Source organism: Neokomagataea thailandica NBRC 106555 (assembly GCF_001598495.1).
GTDB lineage: Bacteria > Pseudomonadota > Alphaproteobacteria > Acetobacterales > Acetobacteraceae > Gluconobacter > Gluconobacter thailandicus_A.
The window spans coordinates 1-2,674 of record NZ_BCZB01000058.1 but is presented as its reverse complement, the minus strand read 5'-3'; the positions used below and the strand labels follow the sequence as shown (position 1 = coordinate 2,674).

The following is a 2,674-nucleotide window of genomic DNA, read 5'->3' as shown; positions in this document are numbered from 1 at the left end:
AAGAAGAATGGAAAGCTTCCCGACACGGTGAAACACCGTCAGGTGAAGTATCTGAACAACGTGATTGAGGCCGATCACGACAAGCTGAAACAACTGATTAAACCGGTCCGTGGCTTCAAAAGCCTCAAAACTGCTTATGCGACGATCAAAGGCTTCGAGGTCATGCGTGCCTTGAAAAAGGGGCAAGCTGAACTCTTCCAATTCCAAGAGGGTATCATGGGAGAAGTGCGTCTCATCGAAAGACAATTCAGCTTCTAAATCGTTCGAAAATCAAAACAAACGGGGCCCAGGCGACCCAAACTGAACTTTGCAACAGGGCCGATGCAGTGGCTTTTCGTGACGGCCATCCCATGTCAGCCCCTCGCAAGGCTCTAACATCCCCAGACGCACCGCATCCTCATCACGGCACGCACAGACCCGCTCATTACCACCTTTGGCGCGACGGCAGGGCTCGGATGGTCCTGCCCCACAACCACGGCATGGCACACGCAAAGCAGGATCACCCTCTTCCCAAACCGCCGAACACCGACGGCAGGACAAAGGAGCAAAGGTATCGGTCCAGCGTTGCGGGACACGGACAGGGCGGTTCGGAATGTAGGGGAAAGCGTATCGGCGCATGAGGCTCGTTCCATTCTTGTGGATGTCAAGCATCAGGCCGGGCAGGCGGGCTCTCGGGGTGCAACAGTGCCGCGTAGCGGCAGGATCACCTGCACACCGCAGACACGCGCAAGCGCCAGCGGCGCTGAGCATGGCGAGGAGAGCGGGTGACCCACCTGTTGCAGCGCGAGAGACCGGCTGGCAGGGGTTCTGGTATCAAAGTCTTTACGTATTTACGTAAAGACTTTACCTCCCTGAATCAATTTGCGACTAAACTCAAAACACTACAGAAAATAGAGTCTCAAACACGTCTTTACGTAAATACGTCATTACGCAAAGAATTGCTTCAAAAACCTATACAGGCTCAGTCCGCAAACGTAATTGCCTCTCGTGGCGACCATCCCCTGCAAAGCTCTAAAATCCCCAGACGACCGCTTAACGCATGCCCTCACCCATTCATTTCCGCCTCTAAAGCAACCGTAAAATAAAGGGCGTAGGTGTCGGTCCAGCGTTGCGGGACACGGACAGAGCGGTTCGGAATGTAGGGGAAAGCGTATCGGCGCATGAGGCTCGTTCCATTCTTGTGGATGTCAAGCATCAGGCCGGGCAGGCGGGCTCTCGGGGTGCAACAGTGCCGCTAGCGGCAGGATCACCTGCACACCGCAGACACGCGCAAGCGCCAGCGGCGCTGAGCATGGCGAGGAGGGCGGGTGACCCACTTGTTGCAGCGCGAAAGCCCACCTCGCAGGGGGTTATGATATTCTAGTCCATTATCTTTACGTAAAGACGTTGTTACGTAAGCTTTTCATAGTGTTCATCACATGTAAGCCCTTCGCAAACCTTCCCCCCCCGCTGAGACAGCTCTTACTGATCATGCTACCCACAAGCTCATTCTTAGCCCCATATTGGGTAGAATCATTCGAAAATAAACAAAACAAAATTTACGTCATTACGTCATTACGTATTGCTGAATTTACGTAATGACGCTACTCTACTTTTGATCAATACACGGGAGAGTCCAGTGCCAATATTAACCATTGCTTCTTTTAAAGGTGGGCCAGGGAAAACTACTTTATGTCAAATAATTGCCACCAAATGTGCCGCGGATGGATTGACTGTTTCTGTTATCGATGCCGATCCAACAAAAGCAATGTCAGACTGGCACACAAATACTTACGAAGGAATTCCATTTACTTGCATATCAGAGACATCAGAGCGCTCTATTGCCGATCTTGCACTAAGCTTGGATGAAAAATCTGACCTAGTTTTGATTGATACCGCAGGGTTTGGAAACCTGGCTGGTGCAGTTGCCATGACTGTTGCAGATCAGATATTGGTACCTCTAACGGCCGGGGCAGCGGATCTAAATCAAGCTGAAGAAACCATAAAACAAGCAAAGGGTCTCGCTGCCGCAGCACGCCGCAAAATTGAAGTTCGAGCAATTATGAACCGTCTATCGAGGACAAACTTAACCAAACACGCTGAACAAGAACTAAAAGAAGCCGGCATTCCTACTCTTAGTTCTACAATTTCACATCGAACAGCTTTTGGCGAAATATCGTACTCAGGAACGCTTCCCTCAAAAGGACCAGCTGCAGATGAAGTAACGTCACTCATCAATGAGCTCAAAGAAATTGGTTGGGTTCCTAATAAATAAAATAGGGAGTTTATAAAATGGCTTTAAAATCCAGGAAAAGACCAGACGCAGACACAATTACTAAAGTGGCACTAAATACATCAAGCAACACAAACACAGTTGTTTCTCCACAGAATAGTCGGGCTGTGGATGCCTTAGAAACGGCTCGGAGCGTTAATCCACGCCTTCCTCCTGCTGAAGTTGTTCCAGAAGATAAATCAGTCAACCACAATATGCGTTTGAAAACGAGTACATTGAAGTCACTGGGAAAAGCAGCTGCGGAACAAGGGATGTCTGTCAAACAACTTATAATGAAGGCTGTTGCCGACAAAGGTATAGTAGTAGCCCCTTCGGATTTGGAAAATGGGAAAATTACTCCTTGGCGTGAACGTTGAATCTTAGATAACTCCTGCTCATCTTACCGAACCATGCTCTGTACGG

General features: G+C 49.5%; 4 protein-coding genes. 3 read left to right on the top strand and 1 reads right to left on the bottom strand.

The features are described 5' to 3' along the window. Positions 1-258, top strand: a 258-nt coding sequence (locus NTH01S_RS11275) for a DDE-type integrase/transposase/recombinase (protein ID WP_157070973.1), incomplete at its 5' end; no start/stop codon positions are given. A gap of 12 nt (positions 259-270) precedes the next feature. Here NTH01S_RS11275 and NTH01S_RS11270 read toward each other — a convergent pair. Next, complete coding sequence (locus NTH01S_RS11270) at positions 271-618, bottom strand: hypothetical protein (protein ID WP_068173747.1); 348 nt, start codon at positions 616-618, stop codon at positions 271-273. A gap of 1,000 nt (positions 619-1,618) precedes the next feature. Between NTH01S_RS11270 and NTH01S_RS11265 the strand changes: the two genes are divergently transcribed. Both NTH01S_RS11265 and NTH01S_RS11260 read left to right on the top strand, forming a co-directional pair. After that, positions 1,619-2,254 (top strand): ParA family protein, encoded by a 636-nt coding sequence (locus NTH01S_RS11265; RefSeq protein WP_068173746.1) that lies wholly within the window; start codon positions 1,619-1,621, stop codon positions 2,252-2,254. Positions 2,255-2,271: 17 nt separating this feature from the next. Then, on the top strand, positions 2,272-2,628 hold the full coding sequence (locus tag NTH01S_RS11260; RefSeq protein ID WP_157070972.1) for a hypothetical protein: 357 nt from the start codon (positions 2,272-2,274) through the stop codon (positions 2,626-2,628). The last annotated feature ends 46 nt before the right edge of the window (positions 2,629-2,674 follow it).